The following is a 23909-nucleotide window of genomic DNA, read 5'->3' as shown; positions in this document are numbered from 1 at the left end:
GTTAGCGCGTGATTGACCGGAATCTCAGTCTAAGAAGAGTTGTCTCTCGTTGCCAGTCCCCTCGGAAGAAAAAAGCGCAAGATTTTGCAAGTCACCCGCAAGCCGGTGAAAGCCCGTTACGCATCTCAGCGCCATACTGCGTGCTTTCGGGGTTTGAGAAGAGAAAAATATGAACGCATTACTCTATGGACTGGTGGTGGTCATCTGGGGAACCACCTGGATTGCCATTTTTCTGCAGCAGGGTCCCGTGGCGGCGCCCGTCTCTATTTTCTGGCGTTTCGCCGTCGCCAGCCTCACGATGATGATGGTGTTAATCGCCCTGCGCCGCCTGCGCACGCTGGCGCTGCGGGATCACCTATATTGCATACTCCAGGGATGCTGCGTTTTCTGCTTTAACTTCTGGTGTTTTTACACCGCAGCCTCGCACATCAACACCGGGCTGGAATCGGTGATCTTCTCTATGGCCGTACTCTATAACGCCATTAACAGCTTTATTTTCTTCGGGCAGCGCCCGCCCGCGCGTTTCTGGACGGCGGCGGCACTGGGTCTGGTTGGGATCATCACCCTCTTCTGGGACGATCTGCTGGCCAGCGGCTGGAGCGCGTCACTCCTGACCGGGATTGGGCTTTCCGCACTCGGTACCTACGGCTTCTCGCTGGGCAATATGATCAGCATGCGCCATCAGCGCAGAGGACTGGAAACCATGACCACCAACGCCTGGGCGATGCTCTATGGCACGCTGGTGATGGGCTGCATTGCCCTGTTCAGAGGCGACAGCTTTGTGCCGGAATGGACGGTGAGCTATCTCGGTGCGCTGGTGTATCTGGCTCTGTTTGGCTCGGTGATTGCTTTTGGTGCCTACTTCACGCTGGTGGGACGCATTGGTCCGGGCAAAGCGGCCTATAGCACGCTACTCTTCCCGCTGGTAGCGCTCTCCATCTCCACGGTGTATGAAGGCTACGTCTGGCATATCAACGGTATCGTGGGGTTAGTGCTGATTCTGGGAGGAAATATGGTGATGTTTACCAAACCGGAAACCTGGTTCAGGCGCTTACGGATGGCATAAATAAAAAGGCCTGCATTACGCAGGCCGTTTTATTTTATTTTGCGGTCTTTTTCACATCAAACATGGTGGCATCCGTCGCCATGTCATCAACAACCTGCTTCAGCGTTGCAAAGGTCATTGGTGTGCTTTCGTTATTCAGCTCTTTACCTTCGCCTTTACGAACCACTTTAATGACCGGCTTGCCGGTTTTCGCATCAATTAACTCACCTTCAAAGTACAGGTGGGTATCCATTGTACGGTGACCCGTCGCCATTTGCGTACCCGCTACAACCAGCGCAACAGGCACCACTTCATAGAATTGCAGACCTTCTTTCTTCGAGCTTACCCCGGTAATCGCACCGCGGAAGATCAGGCTGCGCGGCCCTGGCGTAGTGACGATAGGTTTACGCTGGCCAACCGCGGTTTTCATTTTGTTATTGGTATAACTCAGCAACTCATCCAGCGTTTTTTGACCAATCTGCGTAGTTGGTTTTGGAACGGGATAATACGTAATCGGATTCCAGACGATACTGTCATAATTGGCTTCGTTATATGACGGGTCAACCCAACGCAATGTTGGTTTGCCCGTTGCTGACGTGGTTTCCTTCAAGCCAGAATAGTTTTTTAAATAGCCTGAGTATTGTTCCGGGGCGGCGACTTTTGAAGAACAGCCCGCTAACGCCAACAGACCAGTAAGCACTGCAACTTTAAAAAAAGTTTGAGTACGCATGATAGTTTTCCATGTTATCTGCAAGTATGCATTTGAAGTTATAGCAAAAGACTGGCGGGTTTGTTGTGACAAAAAATGATGCGGTGAGCACAAATTGCAAAAAGACTGCCCGGAGGCGCGCCGGGCAGTGAAAAATTACTGATTTATATCCAGTTGCCAGAACAGATGTTTGCCAAACGGGTCGATTTCATAGCCCGTCACCTCCTTGCGCACCGGTTCGAAAATGGTTGAATGCGCAATCATCACCGCGGGCATCTGGTCATGCATCATCTGCTGAGCCTCTTTATACAGCGCCACGCGTTTATCGCGATCGGTCGTTGATTTTGCTTCCGCAATAATTTTATCAAAGGGCTTAAAGCACCATTTCGCCGAATTTGAGCCGCCGTTTGCCGAGGTACAGGTAAACAGCGGACCAAAGAAGTTATCGGGATCGCCCGTTGCGGTCGTCCAGCCCATCAGCGCGGCCTGATGTTCGCCGCCCTTCACGCGCTTAAGGTATTCACCCCATTCGTAGGTGACGATTTTGGTCTGTACGCCAATTTTCGCCCAGTCCGCCTGAATCATCTCCGCCATGCGTTTCGCATTCGGATTGTACGGACGCTGTACCGGCATCGCCCACAGGTCGACGCTCACGCCACTGGCAAAACCGGCCTCTTTCAGCAGCGCTTTGGCTTTTTCAGGATCGTAGTCGTAATCCTTAAGTTCGCTGTCGGCGCTCCAGACGCCCGGCGGCAGCAGATTCTTCGCCACGGTGCCGGTACCGTGGAACACCGCATCAATAATCGCCGGTTTGTTGATGGCCATCGCCAGCGCCTGACGGACCTTCACGTTATCCAGCGGCGGCTTCTGCGTGTTGAACGCCAGGAAGCCGGTATTCAGCCCCGCCTTACTCATCAGATTGATGTCTTTGTTGGCCTTCATGCGCGGCAGATCGGCCGGATTCGGGAACGGCATCACCTGACATTCGTTCTTCTCAATTTTGGCAAAACGCACTGAGGCATCCGGGGTGATGCTGAACACCAGCCTGTCCAGCTTCGATTTCCCCTGCCAGTAGTCGGCAAACGCAGTGAACAGGATCCGGGAGTCCTTCTGATACTGCGCCAGCTTAAACGGCCCGGTGCCGATGGGTTCCATATCCACCTTCTCCGGCGTGCCTGCTTTCAGCATCGCGTCGGCATACTCCGCTGAAAGGATTGAGGCAAAATACCAGGCCAGATCGGCGACAAACGGCGCTTCCGGGTGCGCCAGGGTAAAGCGCACGGTATGGTCATCGACTTTATCAATGCTGGTTATCAGGCTACCAAACTCCAGGCTTTCGAAGTTGGAGTAGCTGCCGTTAGAGACGTTGTGGTAAGGATGATTCACGTCTTTCTGCCGCATAAACGAGAAAATCACGTCGTCGGCGTTAAAGTCGCGGGTCGGCGTAAAGGATTTATTGCTCTGGAACTTCACGCCTTTACGCAGATGGAAGGTATAAACCTTGCCGTCGTCGCTCACCTCCCAGCGCTCCGCCAGGCTCGGCACCAGCTCCGTGGTACCGGGTTTGAAATCGACCAGCCGGCTATAGACCGGCACGGCGCTGGCGTCCACGCTGGTTCCCGAGGTGTATAATTGAGGATTAAAGTTTTCCGGCGATCCTTCGGAGCAATACACCAGCGTTTTCGCGGCAACGGCGGAACTGACCGTGAGTGCAGCGAGTGCCAGCGCTATAGTTGTGAGTTTGCTTTTCATCATTTATTCCTGTCTTTTTAATTCGACGGCTAATTAATTCTTTTGCCATTTCATAAATAACATTAAAGTGATGTGGCAAACACCTGAAAAATAAATAAGGAATAAATCACTATGGGCTCGCCGCTTTCCAGACAATTAACGCACCGTTTTTTCCGCTATCTCGCGATCACCAGCCAGAGCGACCCTAAAGTCAAAACCCTGCCCTCAACGCCGGGCCAGCACGACATGGCGCGGGAACTGGCGCAGGAGCTGGCACAGCTGGGGTTAGACGATATTGTGATTGATGAATTCGCCACGGTGACGGCGGTTAAAAAAGGCAACGTGCCCGGTGCGCCGCGCATCGGCTTTATTACCCATATTGATACCGTCGACGTGGGACTGTCACCGGATATTCATCCACAAATATTAACCTTTACCGGTGAAGATCTCTGTCTGAATAAAGAGAAAGACATCTGGCTACGGGTAGAGGAGCATCCGGAAATTCTGGCTTATCCGAATGAGGAGATTATTTTCAGCGACGGAACCAGCGTATTGGGCGCGGATAATAAATCGGCGGTCACGGTGGTCATGACGGTGCTGGAAAACCTGACGGCGGAGCATCGGCATGGGGATATCGTCGTGGCGTTTGTGCCTGACGAAGAGATCGGCCTGAACGGTGCCAAGGCGCTGGATCTTACGCGCTTTGACGTCGACTTTGCCTGGACCATCGACTGCTGCGAGCTGGGGGAAATTGTCTACGAGAATTTTAATGCGGCGGCCGCGGAGATCCGTTTTACCGGCGTGACGGCGCACCCGATGTCCGCCAAAGGCGTACTGGTGAATCCCCTGCTGATGGCGACTGACTACATTAACCATTTTGACCGCCAGCAAACGCCGGAGTGCACCGAGGGGCGTGAAGGCTATATCTGGTTTAACGGTATTCAGGCCGGACAGAACGAGGCCGTTCTTAAGGCCAATATCCGCGACTTTGACAAGGACAGCTTTGCCGCCCGCAAGCAGCAGATTGCCGACGTGGCCGCGCTGATTGCCGCCCAACATCCAACGGCCAGAGTGGACTATCGCATTGAAGATACCTACAGCAATATCAGCAATGCGATTGGCGAAGACCGGCGCGCCATCGATCTGATGTTCGAGGCAATGGAATCGCTCGGCATTACGCCTAAACCAACGCCGATGCGCGGCGGCACCGACGGCGCGGCGCTCTCGGCAAAAGGTCTGCTCACCCCGAACTTCTTCACCGGCGCGCATAACTTCCACTCGAAGTTTGAATTCCTGCCGCTGTCGTCGTTCGAGGCGTCTTACAAGACTGCTCTCCAGCTCTGCCTGCTGGCCGCCCGTTAAGCGGGCTTGCGCGCCAGCATTGTGGCAAAGCGCAGCTTGATGCGGTTGCCGTGCTCATCGGTACGGTGCAGTTCGCCAACATCTTCGTTGTATTTGAGCAACTCCCAGCCTTCGTAGTAGTTGCTCAGCTCACCGCTTTTAAACGCAAACGGGAAGCCGACGGTGCACGGGTAATCCGCCGTATCCATGGCGGCAACGATCAGGTTGTAACCGCCCGGCCTCGTGCAGCGCTGCATGTTGGCAATAAGGCCCGGGATGGTTTTTGACTCCAGGAACATCAGCACCACGGTGGAGAGAATGAAATCGTACTCGCCGTCAAAGCTCAGGTTGTTCAGATCCTTAATCGCGGTATGCAGATTAGCGATCCCTTCTTCCGCTTTGATTCGCTCGATATTGTCGATGCTCATCGGGTTTTTGTCCCACGCGGTCACGTCGTACCCGTTGGCCGCGAGGTACAGGCTGTTACGGCCGTTGCCGCAGCCCAGATCCAGCGTTTTACCGGGCTTCACAATCTCCGCGCTGTACAGCACCTCTGAATGGGTACGGGTTAAGCCATATTTCTCTGTGAAGTAAGTCTCATCGACGGTCATTGTTTTTCCTGCGTTCGCATAAAGTGAAAGTGCATTTTACATACCATTTTAAGGCGTTTACCGTCTGGTTGCCAGCCGTTCTAAAACCGAAAAATTTGCTACGTTTAGTGAAGACGCATACCAGAGATCAAACGATGAAAAAATACCGGCTCAGCGATGAAACCCGCCTCTGGCAATGGAAAAACGGCGAAACCACCCACTCTGCGACGTTGCGGCAGATCGTCGCGACGGCGGACTTTAACGACGTGACGGCCGGCACGAAAGGCGGCTGGATTGACGATGAGCGCGCCCTCGCGCAGGACGGCGACTGCTGGATCTACGACGAAAACAGCGTGGTGTTCGCGGGTGCAACCGTGTCCGGCAACGCGCGTCTTACCCTTCCATGCATCATTAGCCATGACGCGCATATCGGCGACAGCTGCTGGCTGGACGGCGCGGAGGTCAGCCACGGGGCGCGTATAAGTGACAACGTCACCATTCAGCAGTCCTGCGTACGCGGCGAGTGTCATATCTACGGCGAAGCACGCGTGCTGCATCACAGCGTGGTGATTGCTGCCAAAGGGTTAACGCCGGACCATGAACAGATCCTACAAATCTACGATAAGGCGACGGTCAGCCAGTCGCGCATTGTGCACCAGGCGCAAATCTACGGTGAGGCAATGGTTAATTTTGCCTTTGTTGAGCACCGGGCCGAAGTCTTCGACAACGCGATCCTCGAGGGTAACGACCTGAATAACGTCTGGGTGTGCGACTGCGCAAAGGTCTATGGTAACGCCCGCGTGATTGCCGGTTTTGACGACGATGCCATTCCGACGGTGCGCTACAGCTCGCAGATTGCGGAGAATGCCGTGGTGGAAGGAAACTGCATCATCAAGCACCACGTCCTGATTGGTGGTCAGGCGTGGCTGCGCGGCGGGCCGATCATGCTGGATGACAAAGTGGTGATCCAGGGACGCGCGCGCATCAGCGGTGATGTGCTTATCGAGCATCGGGTCGAAATCACCGATAACGCGGTCATTGAAGCGTTTGCCGGCGAGAGCATTCACCTGCGCGGCGAAAAATTGATTAACGGCGACCAGCGCATCACACGCACGCCGCTGCTGGGGGCGTTATAGGGTACAGATCCTGCCGTAGATATTCACATCGTCAAAGCGGCCATTCAGGTATTCCGCTTCCCGCAGGCACCCTTCCAGCGTAAAACCGTTGCGCACAGCAACGCTGTTGCTGTGCTGATTCGCCACCCGACACTTGATCACAAAACGGCGGATCTCACCGCGCTCGACGTAGTAGCGCATAAATGCCTGCAGAGACCGGGAGAGAATACCCTGCCCCTGGTGGGCTTCATCCAGCCAGTAGCCGATGTAGCCAGTTTTGTTGGTCGGTTCAATCGTGTTAAACGAAAGCACGCCAACCAGCGCGCCATCCTTGAAGATCATAAACATTTTGGCGTAGCCGCGCTGGTGCAGCATCTGATTACTCTGCACGTTACGGCGGGTATCCTCTTCGCTGCCCACGTGCTGCGCCCAGTCAAAGGCGGTTTGCAGAAAGGTTTTGTTTTTGACGACGAGATTGTGCAGGTCGGTGGCGTAATGTTCTTCGACGGAACGCAGTTCGATGTGTTGTGAAACGGGAATGATTTCTGAAGACATGGTGCCTCTCAATTGCCGGGTGGCGCTAGCGCTTACCCGGCCTACAGTATCGAAACACAGGCCGGGTAAGGCGAAGCCGCCACCCGGCACAAGGGTTAACGCATCACCCTATCATCAACATTCTGACGTTTATCCGACGCCGGTGGGAAATACTGGTACAGCCAGGTTTCGCTGATGGCGTCGCCCTGGCAGCGCAGGAACAGGCGCATATCCACCGGCTCCGTCGAATCCGACGTCGGGTACCAGTCAAACAGAATGCGATAGCCGTCAAACGGCTCAACGTAGAGGATCTCCACCTGCTTCGCTTCGCCGCTGGAGAGCGTAATCACCGGCTCGATGCCTTTTGGCGCAGCGGCCTTCAGGTCGCCGCCGACAAAATCAATCGCAAAGCGACGGGCCCACACTTTCGGGTAGTTTTCGCCCGGTGCCCAGCCCTCCGGGAACCCACCCATACCGGTACGGGTGGCGAAGACGTTGGCCAGCGGAGAACGCACCGGCGGCATGGCGCTCCAGTACAGACGATATTTAAAGTCCAGCTCGTCGCCCGCTTTCACCGCTTTTTCCGGCTGCCAGAAGCAGACCACGTTATCCAGCGTTTCACCGGTGGTCGGGATCTCCATCAGGCCAACCGCGCCTTTACCCCAGTCGTTACGCGGTTCAACCCACAGGCTCGGGCGTTTGTTATACCAGCCCATCACGTCCTGATAGTGCGAGAAATCGCGATCGAGCTGCAGCAGGCCGAACCCTTTCGGGTTTTTGTCCATATAGGCATTGAACTGCAGCTTCTGCGGGTTGTTCAGCGGACGACAAATCCACTCCCCATTGCCGCGCCACATTGCCAGGCGGTCGGAGTCATGGATTTGCGGATGAATGGTGTCGCACATGCGGCGTTCGTTATTGCCGCAGCTGAACATGCTGGTCATCGGTGCGATGCCGAGCTGCTTGATATCCTTCCGCGCATAGAGATGGTTTTCCACCTCCATGATCACCTGGCTCTTCTCGCAGTGGATCACAAACTTATAGGCGCCGGTAATGCTCGGACTGTCGAGCAGCGTATAGACGGTAAAGGTTGTGTCGCCGGGTTTGACGGTTTCAAACCAGAAGGAGGTAAAGTCCGGGAACTCTTCCGGCGTGTCGGTAAAGGTATCTACCGCCAGACCGCGGGCAGAAAGGCCGTACTGGTAAGTGTCATCCACTGCGCGGAAATAGCTCGCGCCCAGGAAAGAGACGATATCGCGACGCGCCAGCTCCGGCGCCTTAAACGCGCGGAAGCCCGCAAAGCCGAGATCGCTTTGCCCTTCCAGCTGTTTGGTATCCACACCCGTTTCGCCGTAGCTGAACAGCTCCGGGCGGAAGTGGATCTCGCGCGCCATAGAGGTGGACTGGTCCAGCGAGAACATCCGCACGCGACGGCGGAACCCCATTCCCATATGGAAGAACTGCACGTCCAGCTGACGCCCTTCAATGTTGTTCCACAGTGACTGTTTTTCATCGTAGCGGATGGCGTTGTACGCCTGCGGCGTCATCGTCGCCAGCGTCTCCGGCAGCGGACGCGGCGCGCCACCCCACGGGGTTTTCGCCAGGTCATGCGCCATGGATTGCAGTACGGAGAAGTCAAAACGACGGCTCTGGCCGTCAGCAATGTCAGAGTCGGCAGCGTATGCCGCTTTGGAAAACAGGGAAGCAAGGCCGGATGTGCCGCTCAGGGCTGCCACTGCCAGCGAGCCTTTTAGAAAACGTCTGCGATTCATGCCTGGAAAAACGTCCTTATGGTCGTGTGAATGTGTTCCGCGCTCGGCGAAATGACGGCAAGAAAGAACGCACAGCCTAAACAAAAATGGTTAAGAATCCAATTGTTGGCCGGTGATTATCTGAACAAAGTGAGAAATATTTTCTGTCGACCAGAACGGCCCGAAAGTGGTGTAAAGAAAGCCTGGAAAATGTTTATAAAAATGCCCCGGCGCGACATCGTTCGCCGGGGCCAATGAGGCGGTTATTTTACGCTGACATCGATACCCGGGAAGTACTTATCAGCGAGTTTAGCGATCGTGCCGTCGGCACGCACTTTATCAATTGCGGCATCAAGCTGCTTTTTGGTGGCCTCGTCACCCTTACGCAACCCAAAACCGATCCCGCTGCCGAGGATAGTGTCGTCAGACACCGGTTTGCCGATGAAGCCAAACCCTTTCCCCTGCGGCTTGCTGAGGAAACCTGCCTGCCCGGCCGCGGACATGACCAGCGAGGCGTCGATACGGCCATTCAGCAGATCGCCCCAGGCCATATTCTGATCTTTATAAGACACCACGGTGACACCCTGCTTTTCCCAGTGCTCTTTGGCATAGGTTTCCTGAATGGAACCCTGCAGCACGCCGATGGTTTTGCCCTTCAGCCCTTCAGGCGTCGCCTCAACCGCCGTACCGGCCTTGCCGACCAGCTGTGACGGAATACGGTAAATTGGCTGGGTAAAATCAATGCTCTTGCGGCGCTGCTCGGTAATGTTCATCGCCGAGTTGATGGCGTCGAATTTCTTCGCCACCAGCCCCGGGATCAGCGCATCAAACGAGGTTTCCACCCAGCTGCACTTCAGCGCTGCCGCTTTGCAGATGGCATTCCCCAGCTCAACGTCAAACCCTTCCAGCTCGCCTGCCGCATTGCGGCTTTCAAACGGCGGATACTCTGCTTCCAGACCGTAACGCAGCTCGGACGCCGCGAAGGAGGAAAAGGTACACAGCAATCCCATGCCGACAACTAGCGCGCGTAATTTCATCTCAAACTCCTTAGCGTGGTTTAACCCGACACAGGGCCTGGGCACCTGCCCGTAACGTCGCCTCATCTTTCGCAAAAGAGAGACGAATCAATTTATTATCCGTACCGTCCGCATAAAACGCCGACAGCGGAATGGTGGCAACACCGTACTCGACGATCAGCCGTTTCACCAGCTCGCTGTCGCGCTCGTCGCTGAACTGGCTGTAGTCCGCCAGCATGAAGAACGATCCGGCGCTGGGCAGCAGCGTAAACGGCGAATCGGCCAGCAGACTCTGCAGCAGATCGCGCTTGCGCTGGTAAAACGCCGACAGCGACAGCCAGGTTTGCGGGTCGACCATATGCTCAGCAAACGCGTGCTGCATTGGCGTATCGGCAGAAAACATTAAAAATTGATGGACTTTACAAATCTCGTCCATCAGCACCGCCGGTGCAACACAGTAACCCACGCGCCACCCGGTGACGTGATAGGTTTTTCCGAAAGAGGAAATAATCACGCTACGCTCCGCCAGCTGCGGGTGCGTGGCCATCCCGTGGTGCGGTTCACCATCAAAAACGACGTGTTCGTACACTTCGTCAGACAAAATAATGATGTCGGTATTGCGCGTCAGGGCCGCCAGCTGCTGCAGGTCACTGGCGGAGAAGACCTGACCGCTCGGGTTGTGCGGCGTATTGATGATAATCATGCGCGTGCGCGGGGTGATCGCGGCGCGAACCTCATCCCAGTTGACGGCAAAATCCGGCACGGTGAGCTTGATGGCAATCGGCGTTGCCCCCTGCAGACGGACAATCGGCGCGTAGCTGTCAAATGACGGTTCAAAGTAGATCACCTCATCACCCGGATGCACCAGCCCGCTGATTGCCGAATAGAGCCCTTCGCTGGCGCTGGCGGTTACCAGCACCTCGCTGGCAGGGTCATACCGCGTGCCGTAGAGCGTGGCAATTTTATCGGCAATACGTTCTTTTAGCGGCTGCAGGCCGGTCATTGACGCATACTGGTTGTGCCCCGCCTCCATTGCACGGGTGACGCCCGCAATCAGCTTCGGGTCGCAGGAAAAATTCGGTGCGCCCTGAGAAAGGTTAATCGCGTTATGCTGCGCCGAGAGCTGGCCGATAACGGTAAAAATGGTGGTGCCCACATCGGGCAGTTTGGAGCGCGTTTGCACAGGCGTTCGTAAAGTCATCCTCTTTCCCTTCTCATGGACATTGCATAACTATTCAAACAACATCTGTGCTGTCGGGACAATCGAATTGTTGTCATAATAGCCATGAGAAAAATGCATAGCTGAGGATTTTCCATGTCGCGCCGTTCGCTCCCGCTTAACGCCATCGACGCATTTTTAGTCACCGCGCGTCACCTGAATCTGACCCATGCTGCCGCAGAACTGTGTCTGACGCAGGGGGCCGTGAGCCGCAAGATTGCCTCCCTTGAGGCGTGGTTTGGCTTTCCGCTTTTTGAACGCCACGCGCGCGGGCTGCGCCTCTCACCGCAGGGCAGCGCTCTGCTTCCGGAGCTACAGTCCGCTTTCGAGCAGCTGCTGTCCGTGGCCGACCAGGCCCGCAGCCAGCACACCGTGATCCGGCTCAAGGCCCCCACCTGCGCCATGCGCTGGCTGGTGCCGCGCCTGCTGGAGGTGGAGCGCGAGCAGCCGGATCTGCAAATTGCGCTGACCACCACCACCGATCACAACGTCAATTTCAAAACCGAATCTTACGACGCGGCCATCGTGTTCGGCACGCACATGAGCGCAGGCGATCTGCTGTTCGAAGAGGCGCTCACCCCGGTGATAAGCCCGGTACGGGCAGGAGCAGCGCTGGGCTCGCTGACGTTCCTGCACCCCACAAGAGATAAGACAGACTGGTCGCTGTGGCTGACGAAACAGGAAGGTCCGGGCTTTGTCATGCACAAAAATCAACACTTCGACACGATGGATCTCGCCATTACGGCCGCCATTCAGGGGCTGGGTGTTGCCATCGCCGACGAAACGCTGGTGGAAGAAGATGTCCGCGCGGGAAGACTGCTACGGCCCTATGAAACCAGCATAAAAACCGGCGCAAGCTACCGGCTGGTGCTGCGCGAAACGCCAGGCGAGGAAAATGGACTGGCGGCGTTTCGCGCCTGTTTGCTTAATCGAGGCTGACGTGGTGCTTCATCACCCGTTTGAAGAGGCTCATGCGGGCGCGCATAAAGCGGTTTTCAAGCCTGAAAGCTGCATGTTTATTCACACCAATGCGTAACAGAACGTCCCGCCCTTTGCGACACGCGGGCCAGTGCGTCGGCCCGGGCAGGGTGTCGCGAAGCCCTGCGTATCGCGCGAAGCTCACCCAGTAATCCGCCACCTGGGCTGCAAACTGCAGATCCCGTTCGTTGACATACTGGCGTGAAGGCTCCACCTGGCCGAGGGTATCGAAGACGTAGGGCACTTCGTTGCCGTGCCAGGCGCCGTTGATATAGGTGCCATGTTCCGCCTCGGCGACATAGTCAAACCAGTAACGCCAGCACAATCCACCCACGCGCTGCTGAGCCTGCATCACCACATAGCCCATCGTGGTGAACGCCATGTCGCGGCACACCTGTCTGCCCAGCTCTTCATCGCCTTTCACGCCCGGATAGAGCAGCTTAATCAGCCCCAGCCCGAAGCGACGCTCCCGGCGAAGCTTCTGAATTTGTCCGGCGAGATCGATGCCAAACACCGCCATCACGCTGGCCTCATCGCTGTTGGAGCCAATCATCACCGGTACGGGATGCTGGCGGGCAGCGAAAAAGACGTCCAGCATCGCTTCGGGCAGAACGCAGTCCCCAACGATGGGCGCCGGGGCGACGTTCAGCGGTGCGGTGAGCGGCCAGAACGCCTCAGGCGGAATGGCGCGTAATTGATCGGCGGTCGCCTTTTCCAGGCCGAAATGGGCGGCCAGCGCCTCCCCTTTTTGCAGAGCCTCCTCGCGCGGCGTGTCCGGCAAGGTGTACCCGCTTTGCACTATCGCCTTATGGAATAATCCTGCTGCCAGCGGCGAGGCCAGCAGAGAGAGCACGCTGCGCGCGCCGGCGGATTCACCAAACAGGGTCACATTGTCTGGATCGCCGCCAAACCCGGCGATGTTCTCCCGCACCCATTCGAGGGCGGCGATTTGATCCAGCAGGGCAAAATTATGCACCACGCGATCTTCCTCTCCTTCCAGCGCGGGATGGGCGAAAAAGCCGAGATGACCGAGACGGTAGTTGATCGTCACGACAACCACGCCGCGCGTGGCCAGCGCTTTGCCGTTATACGGCGGCAGGCCTCCGGCACCAATCGTAAACCCGCCCCCATGCAGCCAGACCATAACCGGAAGCGTCCCGGTGCGCTCTTTGGGGGACCAGACGTTAAGGTAGAGACAATCTTCGGAAAACTGGCCCGGATCGCCGCCGCCTAACTCCTGACAATACTCGCTGCTTTGCCAGCTTGAGGGCGAGATAGCCGTAGCCTCGCGCAGGCCATCCCAGCGTTCAGGAGGCCGAGGTGAGCGCCAGCGCCACTCCTCCACGGGCGGTGCGGCGTAGGGAATACCGCACCAGACGTGGACATTTTCATCGGTTAAACCAGACAGTGCGCCCTGGCGCGTTTCAACCACAGGGGCGGAAGGATTTTGCATAACGACCTTATTTTTTCCATCACACCCCAGCAGAGTAACGATTTCAGAGCAAACCGCAACGCTGTTTGCTGCGGGTTTCAGCCTCCTGATAGAGCGCAAACTCGTCATACACCGGACAGCCCAGCGCGTCTTCAAACGCATCGCGGCTGGCGTTACCGTGGCTGCGGGCCTGGGTTTCGTTCCCGAGATTGGACTGGAAAATCCCCGCAGCGCTGACCGGGAGGAAATCTTCGTAGGTGATCGGCTGGGCAACCACCCATCCGCGCTCAATCAGCGGCTGCGGATCGTCTCCCGGCCGGAACGCATGGCGATGCGCTTCACCTGCAGGCGTCAGACGATAGCGGAAATAGGCCAGCTCCTGACGGCGCATTAACAGTTCGCTGTCCGGGAAAGCGCCAAAGATCTCCCGCAAATGCAGCTGGTGCGTGAGGTTATCTTTACCGGTACCGGCCTGGGCGAGAAGGCTATCGTACAGTTCCCGGCCTTTCGGCGTCAGCGCCACGCCGCGCTGCTCAATCTCACCGAAGCGCGCGGTGTGGGTGCCCTTATGTTCCCCGGCAAACAGCACCGGCTCTTCCAGTGCCTTAAAGCTGGTTTGACGCAGTAAGACGGGCACCTCGCGACGCGGCGGGCCTTCAATCAGAATTTTTGGCTCGATACCGTACTTCGGCATCAGCTCCTGCACCCGGTCAATGTCCAGCGTGCGCGGCGTGAGGTGGTTAATATGGCAGCCCGGGAAGCAGACCACGTCGGCAATCAGGCGATGCTCGTTGCTCAGGGCCAGATAGGTCTCCTGATCGACCGTCGCATGGCGGTGCCAGCGGAAGGTTTCCAACGCTTCCTGTACAAACTCGTGGGCCTGTGCGTCAGTAAAGTGCCCTTCCGACTCGTGGAGGTCGATCAGTTCCAGACAGCGGGGAGTAAAGATGTTCCGGTGAGAGAGGATCTCTGCGGCACGTTCGCGCAGCGCGACGTTTTCAATCAGCTCAAGACGCAGCAGCGAGGTAAAGATACGAAACGGATTTCGACACAGCGCCGCATCATCGATCGGGCGAAACGCCGTTGAGTGGACCGGTACCCCCGCCTGAGAGAGATCGTAATAGCTGACCGGGTACATCCCCATAATGGCAAACATACGGCGCAGGGTTGAAAGTTCCTGTGCCGTGCCGACGCGGATCGCCCCGTGACGCTCAACGTTCAGGCGCGCAAGCTCATCGGCGTTAGCCAGTTGTTCATGTAATAGTGGATTATTTTCCAGAACCGCCAGGTTTACGTCCGCAACCAGTTCGAGCAAGGTGCCGTACTGCGGAACTTCCTGCTGGTACATCGCCGACATAGCCTGCGAAAAGTGTTCCCGAATGTCATCAGCCGTGATGGTGTTCGCCATGATGTCATGCCTCCAGTGAATATTACCTGGAGTGTAGAGAAACCCGTTCCTTCCGGGGGGAAGAATTTCTGATTTGTGATCTTAAGACGACAGTGGTCAAACCGTGTGCTACTGGCCCCCGAACAGAACCACCCTTTCGACCTGAACGCTTTTATCCAGGATTTTCCTTATAATTATTTAGGGTTCCGCTTTCTAGCTATAAAGGAGTATTTTTTCTTTTCTCCTGACTGCAAATTAATCAATTTGAGCACGCCATTATTTTTATCCTCACCTTTCAAATTTTTAGCTCGAAGTTAGGATTAATCCGAATGGTCGTTTACAAGTCCTTCCTGCCTATCCATATTTCCATTTTAAGCGAAGCGCAAATTTACAAATACTTAAAAATAACGCAACCGCAAATAGCAAAACGCATTTGACGGATGACGTACAGCGACTAGAGTTATTACTCGAACGACGAGTGATACGGAAATATTTTCGTATCGTACTGACATAACCAATATATGACTATGAGGTTTAATATGGCAGAGCATCGTGGTGGTTCCGGTAATTTCGCTGAAGACCGTGAAAAAGCATCAGAAGCTGGACGTAAAGGTGGCCAGCACAGCGGTGGTAATTTTAAAAACGATCCGCAACGCGCATCTGAAGCGGGTAAGAAAGGGGGACAGAACAGTCACGGCGGAGGCCGTAAATCTGATAACTCCTGATCTTATTTAAAACTCTTTTAATAAAACCAGAGAGCATGCTGCGGGCTGAAAAGCTCGCAGTACCCTTTCATTATTTTACCGGAGCGTAATTATTATGAATATGAAAAGTGTTGAGGATGTATTTATTCATCTTCTGTCGGATACCTACAGCGCAGAAAAGCAGCTTACCCGCGCGCTGAGCAAGCTCGCCCGCGCCGCGTCCAGCGAGAAGCTGAGCGCCGCTTTTACCGCACACCTGGAGGAAACGCAGGGTCAGATTGAACGTATTGACCAGATCGTCGAGCAGGAAGACGGTATTAAGATCAAACGCATGAAGTGCGTGGCGATGGAAGGCTTAATTGAAGAAGCCAACGAAGTCATCGAAAGTACGGAAAAAAATGAAGTGCGTGATGCCGCGTTAATTGCTGCTGCACAAAAAGTTGAGCATTACGAAATAGCCAGCTACGGTACCCTTGCCACATTAGCAGAACAACTGGGCTATAAAAAAGCCGTTAAACTTCTTGCCGAAACCCTGGAAGAAGAAAAAGAGACCGACCTTAAACTCACCGACCTGGCCGTTGGAAATATTAACCAAAAAGCGCAGAAATGACGCAATAATACAGGTTAAATAAAATGAGCATCAGTCTCAGGACAATTAAACGGTGCCATTTAACGGCAGCCATAATATGGTTCATTCTCGCCATCCCTTCCGTAATATGGTGGAAGAACAGCGTGCTGTGGGTCATTATCATCAGTATTTACGCCAATATTGTCGGCCATTTATCTGGCTACAGTGCCGCGCGTGCCGATCAGGCTGCTGAAAGTGAGACCAAATAAGCGAACCCTAATGAGGATACAATGATGAATCACGTAGAACACTACCATGACTGGCTACGCGATGCCCATGCGATGGAAAAGCAAGCCGAATCTATGCTGGAGTCCATGGCCAGCCGTATCGATAATTATCCTGATGTTCGCGCCAGAATTGAGCAGCATATTAATGAGACAAAACGGCAAATCACATTGCTGGAGGAAATCCTCGACCGTAATGATATTTCTCGTTCGGTCTTAAAAGACTCGATGAGCAAAATGGCGGCGCTGGGGCAATCTATCGGTGGCATGTTCCCTTCAGACGAAATCGTGAAGGGCTCGATCAGCGGCTATGTTTTCGAACAGTTTGAAATCGCCTGCTATACCTCCCTGCTGGCAGCGGCCAAAAAAGCCGGGGACACTGCTTCGATACCCGCTATTGAGACGATCCTCGCAGAAGAACGTGAAATGGCCGACTGGCTGATTCGCCATATCCCGCAAACGACGGAACAGTTCCTGCTGCGTTCAGACGCATCGGGTGTCGAAGCGAAAAAATAATCCACAGGAGAGTGCCTATGTTTCGACACGTCAAACAGCTGCAATACACGGTTCGCGTCGCCGAACCCAACCCCGGCCTTGCCAACCTTTTACTGGAACAGTTTGGCGGACCGCAGGGTGAACTGGCCGCCGCCTGCCGCTACTTTACGCAAGGGTTGAGCGATGACGATCCGGGCCGCAAGGACATGCTGATGGATATCGCGACCGAGGAGTTAAGCCACCTCGAAATCATCGGTACCCTGGTCGGTATGCTGAATAAAGGTGCCAAAGGTGCGCTGGCGGAAGGGGTGGAAAATGAGGCTGAGCTGTATCGCTCCATGACCGAAAACGGAAATGACAGCCACATCACCTCCCTGCTCTACGGTGGCGGTACCCCGCTCACTAACTCTGCGGGCGTACCCTGGACCGCGGCCTACGTCGATACCATCGGGGAACCGACGGCGGACCTGCGCTCAAACGTGGCAGCGGAAGCCAGAGCGAAAATCATCTATGAACGGCTGATCAACGTGACCGACGATCCCGGCGTAAAGGACGCGCTGGCGTTTCTGATGACGCGTGAGGCGGCGCATCAGCTCTCCTTTGAGAAGGCGCTGCAGTCCATCCGTAATAACTTCCCACCGGGGAAACTGCCACCAATCGAGGAATTCACTAACAAGTACTACAATATGTCTGAAGGTGGAGAGGTTCGCGGAAGCTGGAACAGCGATAAACATTTCGATTACGTTGAGTCCCCCCAGCCTGCGGTGGATGGCGGCGATGGCAGTGCCAGCGTCACGCTCACAACCGAGCAGGCAACCCTGGTCAAGGCGATGTCTGCCCGCACGAAATCCGATCCACATTCCGACCCGCTGACCGGTGCCGAGCTGGGTGCTGGTAAGACTCAACCGTAATCGGTTTGCCGGGCAGCCCTGAACTGCCCGGCAATTCGCGTGCCCCATCGTCTCAGAGGTACGGACCATGTTCGAACTCGATGCATTTCATCTGGCCAGAATTCAGTTCGCTTTTACCGTCTCGTTCCACATCCTGTTTCCCGCGATCACCATCGGTCTCGCCAGCTATCTGGTGGTGCTGGAGGGCATGTGGCTGCGTACCAAAAACGACGTCTGGCGTTCGCTATACCATTTCTGGCTTAAGATATTTGCCGTTAACTTCGGCATGGGCGTCGTTTCCGGGCTGGTCATGGCGTACCAGTTTGGCACCAACTGGAGCGGGTTCTCCCAGTTCGCGGGCAGTATTACCGGCCCACTCCTGACCTATGAGGTCTTAACCGCCTTCTTCCTGGAGGCCGGTTTCCTCGGCGTCATGATGTTCGGCTGGAATAAGGTCGGTCCCGGCCTGCACTTCTTTTCAACCTGCATGGTAGCGCTCGGCACGCTGATGTCGACCTTCTGGATCCTCGCCTCCAACAGCTGGATGCACACGCCGCAGGGCTTCACCATTGAGAATGGCCAGGTTATCCCGCAGGACTGGCTGGCCATCATCTTTAACCCCTCCTTCCCTTACCGCCTTATCCATATGGCTATCGCCGCGTTTCTGAGCAGCGCGCTGTTTGTCGGGGCATCGGGGGCATGGCATCTGCTGCGCGGTAACGATACGCCTGCCGTCCGCACCATGTTTTCCATGGCGATGTGGATGGCGCTGCTGGTCGCGCCCATTCAGGCGGTGGTGGGCGATATGCACGGCCTGAACACGCTTGAGCATCAGCCGGCAAAAATTGCCGCCATTGAGGGCCACTGGGAAAATCCGCCCGGCGAGGCCACCCCGCTGCTGCTGTTTGGCCTGCCGGATATGGAGGAAGAGCGCACCAAGTACGGTCTGGAAATCCCCGCGCTCGGCAGCCTGATCCTGACGCACAGCCTGGACAAGCAGGTCCCCGCGCTGAAAGACTTTCCGAAAGAGGATCGCCCAAACTCAACCATCGTTTTCTGGTCGTTCCGCGTGATGGTCGGGATGGGGCTGCTGATGATAACTCTCGGCCTGGTTAGCGTCTGGCTACGCTATCGTCATCGGCTTTACCAGTCGCGCCCGTTCCACTGGTTTGCCCTTTGCATGGGGCCTGCCGGGCTGCTGGCGCTGCTCGCCGGCTGGGTGACCACCGAAGTGGGCCGACAGCCGTGGGTGGTCTATGGTTATCTGCGCACCATCGACGCGGTATCGCTGCACAGCACCTTGCAGATGAGCATCAGCCTGCTGGCGTTCTTCGTTGTCTATTCTTCCGTGTTTGGCGTGGGCTATGTTTACCTCATCCGGCTGATTAAGAAAGGACCTCAGCCCGTCGATACGCTGACCTCAAACACCTCGGGCACGCCTGCCCGTCCGCTGTCTGCCGCTGAGTCTGTTCCGGAAGAGGAGAGAATCTGATGGGCGTCGATATCTCTGTTATCTGGTTTGCCATCATCGTCTTTGCCACGCTGATGTACATCATCATGGATGGCTTTGATTTGGGCATCGGTCTGCTGTTTAACTTTGTGGGCGATGCGAAAGAGCGCGATGTGATGGTCAACAGCGTGGCGCCCGTCTGGGACGGCAACGAGACCTGGCTGGTACTCGGCGGCGCGGGGCTGTTCGGCGCGTTTCCGCTGGCCTATGCGGTCATTATTGATGCGCTGACGATCCCCCTCACCGCGATGCTGATCGGTCTCATCTTTCGCGGCGTCGCCTTCGAGTTCCGCTTCAAAGCCACGCCGTCGCACCGCAAATTCTGGGACTACTCCTTTGCCGGCGGCTCCCTGCTTGCCACCTTCAGCCAGGGCGTGGTGGTGGGGGCCGTGATCAACGGCTTTGACGTGGAGGGCCGACGTTTTGTCGGCTCTGCGCTGGACTGGCTCACCCCCTTCAACCTCTTCTGCGGCATCGGTCTGGTCGTCGCCTACACGCTGCTGGGCACCACCTGGCTCATTATGAAAAGCGAAGGCGCGCTGCAACAACGCATGCGCGAGTTGACCCGCCACGTGCTGCTGGCGCTGATGGTGGTTATCGCGGTAGTCAGCATCTGGACGCCGCTCGGCTGGCAGTACGTGGCCGACCGCTGGTTTACCTTGCCTAACTTCTTCTGGTTCCTGCCGGTTCCTCTGCTGGTCGGGCTTTTCAGCGTGCTGATCTGGCGCCTGACCCGCAATCCGGACAGCCACTCTCGCCCTTTCCTGCTGACGCTGGGGCTTATTTTCCTCGGGTTTAGCGGGCTCGGCATCAGCCTCTGGCCGAACATTATTCCGCCGCGCATCACCCTGTGGGAAGCCGCGGCCCCGCCAGCCAGCCAGCTGTTTATGCTGGTAGGAACATTACTGATTATTCCGGTGATCCTGGTGTACACCGCCTGGAGCTACTACGTCTTTCGGGGAAAAGTTTCGGATACTGAAGGCTATCACTGAGGAACGCTATGACGGACTGGCATACACGAGCCATTATTTATCAGATTGATACCGCGCTATTTTATGATTTGAACGGCGATGGCTGCGGGGACATCGCCGGGATCGCGGCCAAGCTGCGCTACATTCGCCGGATGGGGGCAACGGTCATCTGGATCACCCCGTTTTACCTCACCCCTTTTCTCGATGAAGGCTATGACGTCAGCGACCATCTTCAGGTGGACCCCCGCTTCGGAAAGCTGGCCGATATCATTGCCTTTATCGAACAGGCCCGCGAGCTGGGCATGCAGGTGATTATCGAGCTGCTGATCCAGCACACGTCGGACGCACATCCCTGGTTCCAGCAGGCGCGCCGCAACCCGGCGTCACCCTATCGTGATTATTACCTCTGGTCGGATAACGACGAGGACAATACGCCCCCCATGTTCCCCGGCGTGGAGAAGAGCATCTGGAGCTGGGACGACGAGGCGGGACAATACTACCGGCACATGTTTTATCGCCACGAGCCGGATCTGAACCTCACCTCGCCCGCGGTACTGAAAGAGATTGAGAATATCATCCTCTTCTGGCTCAAGCTGGGCGTGTCGGGATTTCGCCTCGATGCCGCCTCCCACCTGACCACGCAGGCGGGAAACGGTGATGAAAAAAAGGGCCTGTGGATCCTCGAGCATATGCGCCGTCTTATCGAACAGCGGAATCCGGACGCGATCCTGCTGGGTGAGGTGGACGTCGAGGTAGAGGCCTATCAGGACTACTTTGGCAATAATGACCGCCTGAATCTGGTGCTGAATTTCTGGCTCAACAAGTATTTCTACGTCAGCCTGGCCCGCAAAAGCGCCCGCCCGCTGCGCAATGCTGTGAAGAAGATGATCGTACCGCCTGATGCCTGCTGTTTTGCCAACTGGCTGCGCAATCACGACGAGCTGGATCTTGAAGGTATCAGCCAGAAAGACAAACAGTTTGTCCTCGATACCTTCGCCCCTGATGAGGAGATGAACGTCTATCAGCGCGGGATCCGCCGCCGCCTGGCGCCGATGCTTAATGGCGATCGGAAGCGGCTGGCGTTCTGTCACGCGGTGCTGTTTTCCCTGCCGGGTGTCCCGGTGATGCGCTACGGCGACGAGATAGGTATGGGTGACGACCTGGAGCTGGAGGAGCGCTACGCCGTTCGCACCCCGATGCAGTGGGCGGGGTCACAAGGGGGCGGTTTCTCCGCGGCCGACCCTGAAAAATTTATCGCCCCGATTATCGACCATGGCCCTTACCGCTATCAGAAAGTCAACGTCGCCGATTCGCTCCTTCACCACAACTCGCTCCTGCACCGGATAATCGATATTGCCAATACCCGCTCGGAGTTCCCCGAAATTGCCGTTGCGCCTTTTCGACTTATCACAATCGATGATGACGCGGTGCTGGGGATCTATTACGAGACCGACGAGCGCAGCATCCTGACCTTCGTCAACTTTAGCGACCAGTCGGTGCAGTTCACGGCAAAAGGGATCCGCAACGCCACCTGGACCGCCTGTCTCGAGGACAAGCGCTACGATGACGCGTTGGTTTGCGGTAAAACCGTTGAGCTCAGCCTTGGCGGCTACGGCTATCGCTGGTTCTGGACGCACCATAGCGCGCTGCGCTGATTACGGTTTCCGGCGGGTTATCAGACGCGTCAGCACTATTCCTGCCACCGCGAGGGCGCCCAGCGCCACTTTACCCGGCATGCCGGAGGTGACGGACGGCGCGCGGGTTTTCGCCTCGTCGGTAAAGCGGCCATGGATTTTGTGCAGGTCGTTAACCGGCTGGTCGAGGTAGTCCCGGCGATCCGGCGCGTTCAGTTCGTCGGTCATCTGGCCTTCCCAGGCTTTCCTGACCATCAGCCGGTCCAGAAAACCCGGGAAGAGAAACTGTCCGACAATCGACTGGATGGTGCTGCTGCCTACCCACAGCTCGCGAACCGGTTTTTGCGCCACCCTGAAGATAGCGCTGGCGGCCACCTCAGGCTCAAAGACCGGCGGCACCGGCCGCATCGCCCAGGCGAACTTATTCCTCGCCCATTCGAACTGCGGGGTATTGAGCCCCGGCATCTGCACCATCGAAAGCTGAACCCGGCTGTTCTCATGCATCAGTTCCGTACGCACCGCATCGGTAAACCCGCGGATCGCCGCTTTGGCACCACAGTAGGCTGACTGCAATGGAATGGAACGGTAGGCCAGCGCGGACCCCACCTGGATAATCACGCCCCTGTCGCGCGGAACCATCAGTTCGAGAGCGGCGCGGGTGCCGTTCACGTAGCCGAGGTACGTCACCTCAGTCACGCGACGAAACTCGTCCGGCGTAAGGGTGCGAAACGGTGCCAGCACGGCCCCCATGGCATTGTTGACCCAGACATCAATCGCGCCGAGGCGATACTCAATTTCGTTAGCCGCATTCACCATCGCCTGACTGTCGGCGACGTCAGCCTGCACGGCGTGCGCATTCACGCCGAAGCGGCGCAACTCTTCCTGGGTGGAGTGCAGGCTTGCCTCATCGCGGGCGATGAGGCCAACATCGTAACCTGTCTTTGCAAAGTGCAGCGCCGTGGCTTTTCCCACGCCCGCCGTGCCACCGGTAATCACAACGACCGCCATAGAACCTCCTCGTGAAATCAACCGTTATGCCCGTCCGACAATGCTGCCAGCAGCTCGGCCAGCGAGAAATGCACCGCTTTTTCCACCACGTCCTGACAGTCACCGGAGAAAAGCACGGTGCGAGTCTTCGTCTCGCCGCGGATGTTCCACGCAAAACAGACCGTCCCCGCCGCCGTGCCGTCGTCGCCCCCTTCCGGGCCTGCGTAGCCGCTGATGGCGATGCTGATATCCGCCTGGGCGATGTCGCGAATACTGGCAGCCATCTCGGTAACCGTCTGTTCACTGACGGCGGTATAGCGCGCGAGCGTTTCAGGGCGCACGCCGAGGATCCGTGTTTTGGCTTCGTCGCTGAACACGACCAGGCCGACATCATAAAATTCGGCGGTGTTTTCCTCAGCGCAAAGCGCCACTGAGAGCTTGCCGCCCGTGCAGGATTCCGCGGTGGTTAAGCGAAGTCCGAGATCGGTTAATTTGCTTGCCAGCTTTTTTGTTAGTTCACCCACGGTATAATTGTTGTCGTGAAAAAGATTGCTCATCTTTCCGCCTCTTATTTCTCGAAAGGAATGATCGAAATATGTCCATTGCGTTCAAGTATGGCATATTTAATATCGCTTATTTCTGTAATTCCATTATTTTGCCGGGCTGACACCAGAATATCATCGCAGGAGACATCCACTTTTTTCAGTTTGTCGGCTAACGGCACGCCGTTCTCAACCAGAATCACGGGAGTGCCATCCAGAATATTCTCAACCGGGGAAAAATATTTCTTCATCAGTCCAAATATAATATCTACCACCACCAGCGTGGTAATGGTAATCATCGCGCCGGTGACGGAGAAATCTTGTCCGAGAAGCGCCTGCTGAGTAGCCTCACTAATTATCAGGAGCAGAATGAGATCAAAGCTGGTCATCTGCAACAGCGCGCGACGTCCGGCCACTTTAAATACCACCATGAGGAACAGATAAATCGCCAGCGCGCGAAAGACCATATCCATATC

Annotated in this window: 24 protein-coding genes; 12 read left to right on the top strand and 12 right to left on the bottom strand. The window is 56.1% G+C overall.

Annotated features, from left to right (window positions below; translation table 11 throughout):
- The first annotated feature begins 169 nt into the window (after positions 1–169).
- Positions 170–1066: a DMT family transporter gene (locus tag P349_RS18615; RefSeq protein ID WP_032647160.1), complete on the top strand. Its 897-nt coding sequence runs from the start codon at positions 170–172 to the stop codon at positions 1064–1066.
- A gap of 34 nt (positions 1067–1100) precedes the next feature.
- On the opposite strand, the gene P349_RS18620 is transcribed toward P349_RS18615, so the two are convergent.
- Both P349_RS18620 and P349_RS18625 read right to left on the bottom strand, forming a co-directional pair.
- Positions 1101–1775 (bottom strand): DUF3313 domain-containing protein, encoded by a 675-nt coding sequence (locus tag P349_RS18620; protein ID WP_032647158.1) that lies wholly within the window; start codon positions 1773–1775, stop codon positions 1101–1103.
- A 135-nt stretch (positions 1776–1910) separates the two neighbouring features.
- Positions 1911–3506 carry an ABC transporter substrate-binding protein gene (locus P349_RS18625; protein ID WP_032647156.1) on the bottom strand — a complete coding sequence of 532 codons (1596 nt, stop codon included), beginning with the start codon at positions 3504–3506 and terminating at the stop codon, positions 1911–1913.
- A 111-nt stretch (positions 3507–3617) separates the two neighbouring features.
- Between P349_RS18625 and pepT the strand changes: the two genes are divergently transcribed.
- Positions 3618–4847: a peptidase T gene (gene pepT / locus P349_RS18630; protein ID WP_032647154.1), complete on the top strand. Its 1230-nt coding sequence runs from the start codon at positions 3618–3620 to the stop codon at positions 4845–4847.
- Here pepT and tehB read toward each other — a convergent pair.
- On the bottom strand, positions 4844–5437 hold the full coding sequence (gene tehB, locus P349_RS18635) for a tellurite resistance methyltransferase TehB (RefSeq protein WP_032647152.1): 594 nt from the start codon (positions 5435–5437) through the stop codon (positions 4844–4846). The genes pepT and tehB overlap by 4 nt on opposite strands.
- A gap of 134 nt (positions 5438–5571) precedes the next feature.
- Between tehB and ydcK the strand changes: the two genes are divergently transcribed.
- Positions 5572–6552 carry a YdcK family protein gene (gene ydcK / locus P349_RS18640; RefSeq protein ID WP_032647150.1) on the top strand — a complete coding sequence of 327 codons (981 nt, stop codon included), beginning with the start codon at positions 5572–5574 and terminating at the stop codon, positions 6550–6552.
- Here ydcK and rimL read toward each other — a convergent pair.
- The 4 genes from rimL to P349_RS18660 form a co-directional block, all read right to left on the bottom strand.
- Entirely contained in the window at positions 6547–7086 is a 540-nt protein-coding gene (gene rimL / locus P349_RS18645) for a 50S ribosomal protein L7/L12-serine acetyltransferase (protein ID WP_024908422.1), read from the bottom strand. The genes ydcK and rimL overlap by 6 nt on opposite strands.
- 95 nt (positions 7087–7181) lie before the next feature.
- On the bottom strand, positions 7182–8837 hold the full coding sequence (locus tag P349_RS18650) for a glucan biosynthesis protein D (protein ID WP_032647148.1): 1656 nt from the start codon (positions 8835–8837) through the stop codon (positions 7182–7184).
- Positions 8838–9079: 242 nt separating this feature from the next.
- Positions 9080–9853: a transporter substrate-binding domain-containing protein gene (locus tag P349_RS18655; RefSeq protein ID WP_021242531.1), complete on the bottom strand. Its 774-nt coding sequence runs from the start codon at positions 9851–9853 to the stop codon at positions 9080–9082.
- 10 nt (positions 9854–9863) lie between these two features.
- Positions 9864–11033: a pyridoxal phosphate-dependent aminotransferase gene (locus P349_RS18660; RefSeq protein WP_032647146.1), complete on the bottom strand. Its 1170-nt coding sequence runs from the start codon at positions 11031–11033 to the stop codon at positions 9864–9866.
- A 114-nt stretch (positions 11034–11147) separates the two neighbouring features.
- On the opposite strand from P349_RS18660, the gene P349_RS18665 reads away from it, so the two are divergent.
- Positions 11148–11990, top strand: a complete 843-nt coding sequence (locus P349_RS18665) for a LysR family transcriptional regulator (protein WP_032647143.1) — start codon at positions 11148–11150, stop codon at positions 11988–11990.
- On the opposite strand, the gene P349_RS18670 is transcribed toward P349_RS18665, so the two are convergent.
- Both P349_RS18670 and hglS read right to left on the bottom strand, forming a co-directional pair.
- On the bottom strand, positions 11977–13482 hold the full coding sequence (locus tag P349_RS18670) for a carboxylesterase/lipase family protein (RefSeq protein WP_032647141.1): 1506 nt from the start codon (positions 13480–13482) through the stop codon (positions 11977–11979). The two genes, P349_RS18665 and P349_RS18670, sit on opposite strands and share 14 nt — an antisense overlap.
- Before the next feature lie 43 nt (positions 13483–13525).
- Positions 13526–14869: a 2-oxoadipate dioxygenase/decarboxylase HglS gene (gene hglS, locus P349_RS18675; protein WP_032647139.1), complete on the bottom strand. Its 1344-nt coding sequence runs from the start codon at positions 14867–14869 to the stop codon at positions 13526–13528.
- Between the two features lie 518 nt (positions 14870–15387).
- On the opposite strand from hglS, the gene P349_RS18680 reads away from it, so the two are divergent.
- The 8 genes from P349_RS18680 (at position 15388) to P349_RS18715 (ending at position 21925) form a co-directional block, all read left to right on the top strand.
- Entirely contained in the window at positions 15388–15573 is a 186-nt protein-coding gene (locus tag P349_RS18680) for a general stress protein (protein ID WP_004150795.1), read from the top strand.
- 94 nt (positions 15574–15667) lie between these two features.
- On the top strand, positions 15668–16162 hold the full coding sequence (locus P349_RS18685) for a YciE/YciF ferroxidase family protein (RefSeq protein ID WP_023311678.1): 495 nt from the start codon (positions 15668–15670) through the stop codon (positions 16160–16162).
- Positions 16163–16185: 23 nt separating this feature from the next.
- Positions 16186–16389, top strand: a complete 204-nt coding sequence (locus tag P349_RS18690) for a hypothetical protein (protein ID WP_032647137.1) — start codon at positions 16186–16188, stop codon at positions 16387–16389.
- Positions 16390–16413: 24 nt separating this feature from the next.
- The gene (locus P349_RS18695; RefSeq protein ID WP_014883791.1) at positions 16414–16920 is read left to right on the top strand and encodes a ferritin-like domain-containing protein; all 507 of its coding nucleotides are present in this window, start codon (positions 16414–16416) and stop codon (positions 16918–16920) included.
- Between the two features lie 17 nt (positions 16921–16937).
- Positions 16938–17810, top strand: coding sequence for a manganese catalase family protein (locus tag P349_RS18700; protein ID WP_032647135.1), 873 nt, complete (start codon positions 16938–16940; stop codon positions 17808–17810).
- A gap of 67 nt (positions 17811–17877) precedes the next feature.
- On the top strand, positions 17878–19281 hold the full coding sequence (locus tag P349_RS18705) for a cytochrome ubiquinol oxidase subunit I (RefSeq protein ID WP_032647133.1): 1404 nt from the start codon (positions 17878–17880) through the stop codon (positions 19279–19281).
- The gene (cydB, locus tag P349_RS18710) at positions 19281–20291 is read left to right on the top strand and encodes a cytochrome d ubiquinol oxidase subunit II (protein ID WP_032647131.1); all 1011 of its coding nucleotides are present in this window, start codon (positions 19281–19283) and stop codon (positions 20289–20291) included. The genes P349_RS18705 and cydB overlap by 1 nt, the downstream gene beginning before the upstream one ends.
- An 8-nt stretch (positions 20292–20299) precedes the next feature.
- Positions 20300–21925 carry an alpha-amylase family protein gene (locus tag P349_RS18715; RefSeq protein WP_032647128.1) on the top strand — a complete coding sequence of 542 codons (1626 nt, stop codon included), beginning with the start codon at positions 20300–20302 and terminating at the stop codon, positions 21923–21925.
- On the opposite strand, the gene P349_RS18720 is transcribed toward P349_RS18715, so the two are convergent.
- The 3 genes from P349_RS18720 to P349_RS18730 are packed head-to-tail and all read right to left on the bottom strand — an operon-like array spanning position 21926 to position 23906.
- Entirely contained in the window at positions 21926–22912 is a 987-nt protein-coding gene (locus tag P349_RS18720) for an SDR family oxidoreductase (protein WP_032647126.1), read from the bottom strand.
- Between the two features lie 17 nt (positions 22913–22929).
- Positions 22930–23448: a 2-oxo-tetronate isomerase gene (locus P349_RS18725; RefSeq protein ID WP_032647124.1), complete on the bottom strand. Its 519-nt coding sequence runs from the start codon at positions 23446–23448 to the stop codon at positions 22930–22932.
- 11 nt (positions 23449–23459) lie between these two features.
- Positions 23460–23906, bottom strand: coding sequence for a DUF421 domain-containing protein (locus P349_RS18730; RefSeq protein WP_023335661.1), 447 nt, complete (start codon positions 23904–23906; stop codon positions 23460–23462).
- Positions 23907–23909: the final 3 nt, after the last annotated feature.

Origin of the sequence: Enterobacter sp. DC4 (assembly GCF_000568095.1) — a bacterium.
Lineage (GTDB): Bacteria > Pseudomonadota > Gammaproteobacteria > Enterobacterales > Enterobacteriaceae > Enterobacter > Enterobacter pseudoroggenkampii.
Note: the sequence above shows the minus strand (reverse complement) of the source record. Positions and strands in the feature narration are given on the sequence as shown.

Excerpts from the sequence above, each read along its gene's own strand:
- P349_RS18615 (WP_032647160.1), top strand. The coding sequence starts at position 170 with ATGAACGCATTACTCTATGGACTGGTGGTGGTCATCTGGGGAACCACC.
- P349_RS18620 (WP_032647158.1), bottom strand. The coding sequence starts at position 1,775 with ATGCGTACTCAAACTTTTTTTAAAGTTGCAGTGCTTACTGGTCTGTTG.
- P349_RS18625 (WP_032647156.1), bottom strand. The coding sequence starts at position 3,506 with ATGAAAAGCAAACTCACAACTATAGCGCTGGCACTCGCTGCACTCACG.
- pepT (WP_032647154.1), top strand. The coding sequence starts at position 3,618 with ATGGGCTCGCCGCTTTCCAGACAATTAACGCACCGTTTTTTCCGCTAT.
- tehB (WP_032647152.1), bottom strand. The coding sequence starts at position 5,437 with ATGACCGTCGATGAGACTTACTTCACAGAGAAATATGGCTTAACCCGT.
- ydcK (WP_032647150.1), top strand. The coding sequence starts at position 5,572 with ATGAAAAAATACCGGCTCAGCGATGAAACCCGCCTCTGGCAATGGAAA.
- rimL (WP_024908422.1), bottom strand. The coding sequence starts at position 7,086 with ATGTCTTCAGAAATCATTCCCGTTTCACAACACATCGAACTGCGTTCC.
- P349_RS18650 (WP_032647148.1), bottom strand. The coding sequence starts at position 8,837 with ATGAATCGCAGACGTTTTCTAAAAGGCTCGCTGGCAGTGGCAGCCCTG.
- P349_RS18655 (WP_021242531.1), bottom strand. The coding sequence starts at position 9,853 with ATGAAATTACGCGCGCTAGTTGTCGGCATGGGATTGCTGTGTACCTTT.
- P349_RS18660 (WP_032647146.1), bottom strand. The coding sequence starts at position 11,033 with ATGACTTTACGAACGCCTGTGCAAACGCGCTCCAAACTGCCCGATGTG.
- P349_RS18665 (WP_032647143.1), top strand. The coding sequence starts at position 11,148 with ATGTCGCGCCGTTCGCTCCCGCTTAACGCCATCGACGCATTTTTAGTC.
- P349_RS18670 (WP_032647141.1), bottom strand. The coding sequence starts at position 13,482 with ATGCAAAATCCTTCCGCCCCTGTGGTTGAAACGCGCCAGGGCGCACTG.
- hglS (WP_032647139.1), bottom strand. The coding sequence starts at position 14,869 with ATGGCGAACACCATCACGGCTGATGACATTCGGGAACACTTTTCGCAG.
- P349_RS18680 (WP_004150795.1), top strand. The coding sequence starts at position 15,388 with ATGGCAGAGCATCGTGGTGGTTCCGGTAATTTCGCTGAAGACCGTGAA.
- P349_RS18685 (WP_023311678.1), top strand. The coding sequence starts at position 15,668 with ATGAATATGAAAAGTGTTGAGGATGTATTTATTCATCTTCTGTCGGAT.
- P349_RS18690 (WP_032647137.1), top strand. The coding sequence starts at position 16,186 with ATGAGCATCAGTCTCAGGACAATTAAACGGTGCCATTTAACGGCAGCC.
- P349_RS18695 (WP_014883791.1), top strand. The coding sequence starts at position 16,414 with ATGAATCACGTAGAACACTACCATGACTGGCTACGCGATGCCCATGCG.
- P349_RS18700 (WP_032647135.1), top strand. The coding sequence starts at position 16,938 with ATGTTTCGACACGTCAAACAGCTGCAATACACGGTTCGCGTCGCCGAA.
- P349_RS18705 (WP_032647133.1), top strand. The coding sequence starts at position 17,878 with ATGTTCGAACTCGATGCATTTCATCTGGCCAGAATTCAGTTCGCTTTT.
- cydB (WP_032647131.1), top strand. The coding sequence starts at position 19,281 with ATGGGCGTCGATATCTCTGTTATCTGGTTTGCCATCATCGTCTTTGCC.
- P349_RS18715 (WP_032647128.1), top strand. The coding sequence starts at position 20,300 with ATGACGGACTGGCATACACGAGCCATTATTTATCAGATTGATACCGCG.
- P349_RS18720 (WP_032647126.1), bottom strand. The coding sequence starts at position 22,912 with ATGGCGGTCGTTGTGATTACCGGTGGCACGGCGGGCGTGGGAAAAGCC.
- P349_RS18725 (WP_032647124.1), bottom strand. The coding sequence starts at position 23,448 with ATGAGCAATCTTTTTCACGACAACAATTATACCGTGGGTGAACTAACA.
- P349_RS18730 (WP_023335661.1), bottom strand. The coding sequence starts at position 23,906 with ATGGATATGGTCTTTCGCGCGCTGGCGATTTATCTGTTCCTCATGGTG.